We start from the raw sequence: 4345 nt of genomic DNA, 5'->3' as shown, positions 1-4345 counted from the left end.
GGCCCCCGGCTCGTTCTCGTTCGCGCTGCACGGCTACGACTCGGTGCTGCTGTACGCCGAGGCTGTCAAGCAAGCCAAGACCACGGATGGATCCGCCGTGCGGCTGGCGCTCGAAGACCTCAAAACCCCCGTGCAGGGCGTGCTCAAGACCTACGAGAAGCCGTTCACCAAGACCAACCATGACGCGCTGACCGCCAAGGACCTGGTCTGGATCCGCTGGAAGGACGGCAAACTCCTGCCCTACACCGACGCGCTGATCGGCTCCTTCACGCCGGCCGACTTCAAGCAGTAAGCGGGCATCGGCCCTTTTCGCAGACGACGCACGACGACCACAGCGGCGTGCGGCGCGGGCCACCTTGCCCGCGCCGCCCCCGCGCGAGGAAGCAAACATGACAGAAGCGCTCTTGCAGGCGATCATCAGCGGGCTGGCGGTGGGCGGTGCCTACGCGCTGGTGGCGCTGGGGTTCAGCATCACATTCACGACCACCAAGACCCTCAATTTCTCGCACGGCGAATTCGTCTCAGCGGGGGCCTTCATCGGCATGAGCGCGCTGTTCCTGGTGCTGGGCAAACCGGTGAGTTCCACCACCTTCGGCGATGCCGTGCCCGGGGCGCCGGCCCAGTTGCTGGCGCTGGCGGCTGCCCTGGGGGCCATGGGCCTCCTGGGCTGGCTGCTGTACGCCATCGGCGGGCGGCCCTTCGCGGGCCGTCCCGGCCTGGCCTGGGTGATGAGCCCCCGGGGTTTCGGCGTCATCCTGCAGAGCATCGGCCTGGCGATCTGGGGGCCCAAGCCCGTGGTGGTGCCGGCGCCCGTGGGCGACGGCGTGATCCGCTTCCTGGGCGTGGGCGTGCGCCCGCAGGAGTTGTTGACCCTGGGCGTCACCGTCGCCATCATGCTTGTGTTCGACCGCGTGATGAACCACACCATGGTCGGCAAGGCCATGCGCGCCGTGGCGGCCAACGGCAGCGTGGCCAGCCTCATGGGCATCAACACCAATGCCGTGATGATCGGTGCCTTCGTCGTCAGCTCGGCGCTCGCGGGGCTGTCGGGCTTCCTGCTCGCGCCCATTGCGCAGGCCTCTCTGTTCATGGGGCTCACCGTGGGTCTCAAGGGCTTCTCGGGCGCCATGATCGGCGGCCTGAGCAACCCGCGCGGCTGCGTCATCGGCGGCTTCGTGCTCGGCGTGTTCGAGTCCCTGGTCAACCTGTGGCAGGCCCAGTGGCGCGAGGTGGCGGTGTTCGCCCTGGTGATCCTGGTGCTGGCCTTCCGCCCCACGGGGCTGTTCGGCAAGAAGATGGTGGAGAAGGTATGAAGCAGGGCCGTCACATCGCAGGCGTGGCCCTGGTGGCCGCGGCGCTGATCGGTGCCACGGCGCTGATCGGCAACGACTACTACCTGCGCATCGTGTTCATGATGTGCGTGTACTACCTGTGCGCCGCCGGCATGAACGTGCTGGTGGGCTATGCCGGCCAGAAGTCCCTGGGGCAGGCCGGCCTGTTCGCCGCCGGCGCCTATGCGGCCGCGCTGCTCACCACGCGCACCGAGATGAGCCCCTGGCTGGCGCTGCTGCTGGCCGCCGGCATCTCGGGCCTGTGCGGCGTGCTGATCGCGCTGCCCTCGCTGCGCGTGAAGGGCCCCTACCTGGCCATGGTGACGCTGGCCTTCGGCATCGTGGTGGAAAAGCTCGTGGGCGAGTGGACCGACGTGTTCGGCGGTGCCCAGGGCATCTACGGCATCAAGCCGCTGACCTGGAACGGCCAGCCTCTCACCTCCCAGCAATGGGTGTGGTTCGGCATCGTGCTCAGCGCCGTGGCCCACCTGCTGCTGCGCAACCTCATCGGCAGCCGCTTCGGCCGCGCCCTGCTGTCGCTGCAGGCCGACGAGATCGCCTCGTCCTCGGTGGGCGTGCGCGTCTACCGCGCCAAGGTCATCGCCTTCGTGGTCGCGGCCGTCACCTGCGGCGTCGCGGGGGCGCTGGTGGCGCAGCAGAACCAGTACATCAACTCCGACTTCATCACCTTCCACCTGTCCATCTTCATCCTGCTGCTGGTGCTGTTCGGCGGCTCGGGCTCCATGTACGGCCCGCTGGTGGGCACGGTGATCCTCACGCTGGTGGATGCGCTGCTCGCGCGCTGGCCCTCGGTACAGCATTTCCTGTACGGCTTTTTGCTGCTGTTCGCGCTGTACGTGATGCCCGGCGGCATCATGGGCCTGGTGAACCGGCTGTTCCAGAAGGTCCGCCAGGGCGGCGTCGCCGCCAGCGGCGCGGCGCCCACGCGCATCGGCCCCGACGGCAGCGGCGAGCTGCTGGTGGTGCAGGGCGTGAGCAAGTCCTATGGCGGGGTCAAGCCTGCGCAGGACGTGTCCTTCCGCCTGCAGCGCGGCCACATCCATGCGCTCATCGGCCCCAATGGCGCGGGCAAGAGCACCATGATCAACATGCTCACCGGCGTGGTCGATCCCGACCAGGGCTCGATCCGCTTCCTGGGCCAGGAGATCGTGGGCCGCCAGGTGCACACCATCTGCTGCCTGGGCATGGGCCGCACCTTCCAGAACCTGCGCCTGTTCGCCGACCTGTCGGTGCTGGACAACGTGATGCTGGGGCGGCACAGCCGCATGAGCAACGGTTTCTTCTCCTCACTGCTGTCGCTGCCCCAGGCGCGCCGCCAGGAGGTGGCCACGCGCGAGCGCGCCATCCAGCTGCTGGACCTGGTGGGCCTGTCGCACCTGGCGCACCAGCCCGCGGGCAGCCTGCCCTACGGCCTGCAGCGCCGCGTGGAGCTGGCGCGCGCGCTGGCCACCGAGCCGCAACTGCTGCTGCTCGACGAGCCCGCTGCCGGCCTGAACCCGCAGGAGACAGCCGAACTCGGCCAGTTGCTGCAGCGCATCGGAAAATGTGGCGTGAGCATTCTGATGGTGGAGCACCACATGGACCTGGTGATGTCGATCTCGGACCACGTGATCGTGCTCGACTACGGCATCAAGATCGCCGAAGGCAAGCCTGCCGACGTGCAGGCCGATCCGCGCGTCATCGCCGCCTACCTGGGCGTGGACGAAGAGTCCACCGCCGCCGCATGAGTGGAACCATGAGCATGTTGAAGATCGAATCCGTCAAGGTGTCCTATGGCGCCATCGAGGCGGTCAAGGGCGTGAGCCTGGAAGTGCGCCAGGGCGAGGTGGTGACCATCATCGGCGCCAACGGCGCGGGCAAGAGCACCCTGCTGAAAAGCATCTGCGGGCTGGAGCCGGTGGGCGAGGGCCGCATCCTCGTGGACGGCAAGGACTGCACCCATGTGCCCGCACACCAGCGCGTGGGCCTGGGCGTGGCCATGTCGCCCGAGGGGCGCGGCGTGTTCGCCGACCAGACCGTGCGCGAGAACCTGATGCTGGGCGCCTACTCGCGCAAGGCGCAGGGCGCGGCTGCGATGCAGGCCGCGCTGCAGCGCGAGTTCGCACGCTTTCCGCGCCTCAGGGAGCGCGAGCACCAGCTTGCCGGCACACTCTCGGGCGGCGAACAGCAGATGCTGGCCATTGCGCGCGCCCTCATGAGCGAACCGCGCCTGCTGCTGCTCGACGAACCCTCGCTGGGCCTGGCGCCGCTCATCATCAAGGACATCTTCGACGCCATCCGCCAGCTGCGCGATGCGGGCCTGACCATCCTGCTCGTGGAGCAGATGGCCAAGCAGGCGCTGGGCGTGGCCGACCGCGCCTACGTGCTCGAAACCGGCCTCATCACGCTCGAAGGCTCGGGCGTGGAATTGCTCAACAACCCCAAGGTCAAGGCCGCCTACCTGGGCACGCACTGACATCACCCGGACCACCAAGGACCCACCCATGACCACCAAGACCTTCGCCTCCGCCGCCGACCTGGAAGTCAAGAAGGTGAGCTTCGACAAGCTCTCCGACCACGCCTACGCCTACACGGCCGAGGGCGACCCCAACACCGGCATCATCATTGGCGACGACGCCGTGATGGTCATCGACACCCAGGCCACCCCGGTCATGGCCCAGGACGTGATCCGCCGCATCCGCGAGGTGACGGACAAACCGATCAAGTACGTGCTGCTCTCGCACTACCACGCGGTGCGCGTGCTGGGCGCCAGCGCCTACGGGGCCGAGCACATCATCGCCAGCGAGGACACGCGCGATTTGATCGTCGAGCGCGGCCAGTTCGACAAGGACAGCGAGATCGGCCGCTTTCCACGCCTGTTCCAGAATGTGGAGAGCGTGCCCGAGGGCCTGACCTGGCCGACCATGACCTTCAACAGGAAGATGACGCTGTGGCTCGGAAAGCTCGAAGTGCAGATCCTGCAGCTGGGCCGCGGCCACACCAAGGGCGACACC

General features: G+C 67.9%; 4 protein-coding genes and 1 pseudogene. All 5 read left to right on the top strand.

Annotated elements, in window-relative coordinates:
* Positions 1-292: pseudogene (locus ACK59X_RS17050) on the top strand (branched-chain amino acid ABC transporter substrate-binding protein); the annotation flags it as partial.
* Between the two features lie 97 nt (positions 293-389).
* Positions 390-1313 (top strand): branched-chain amino acid ABC transporter permease, encoded by a 924-nt coding sequence (locus ACK59X_RS17045; protein ID WP_409959052.1) that lies wholly within the window; start codon positions 390-392, stop codon positions 1311-1313.
* Positions 1310-3079 (top strand): ABC transporter permease subunit, encoded by a 1770-nt coding sequence (locus ACK59X_RS17040; protein ID WP_409959050.1) that lies wholly within the window; start codon positions 1310-1312, stop codon positions 3077-3079. Before ACK59X_RS17045 ends, ACK59X_RS17040 begins: the two co-directional genes overlap by 4 nt.
* 14 nt (positions 3080-3093) lie before the next feature.
* The gene (locus ACK59X_RS17035; protein WP_409959054.1) at positions 3094-3807 is read left to right on the top strand and encodes an ABC transporter ATP-binding protein; all 714 of its coding nucleotides are present in this window, start codon (positions 3094-3096) and stop codon (positions 3805-3807) included.
* A 28-nt stretch (positions 3808-3835) separates the two neighbouring features.
* Positions 3836-4345, top strand: a 510-nt coding sequence (locus tag ACK59X_RS17030) for an MBL fold metallo-hydrolase (protein WP_409959048.1), incomplete at its 3' end; no start/stop codon positions are given.

The organism is Acidovorax sp., from assembly GCF_046339755.1.
Taxonomy (GTDB): domain Bacteria; phylum Pseudomonadota; class Gammaproteobacteria; order Burkholderiales; family Burkholderiaceae_C; genus Acidovorax.
The sequence above is the reverse complement of the archived record's forward strand: the minus strand, read 5'-3'. Positions and strand labels throughout refer to the sequence as shown.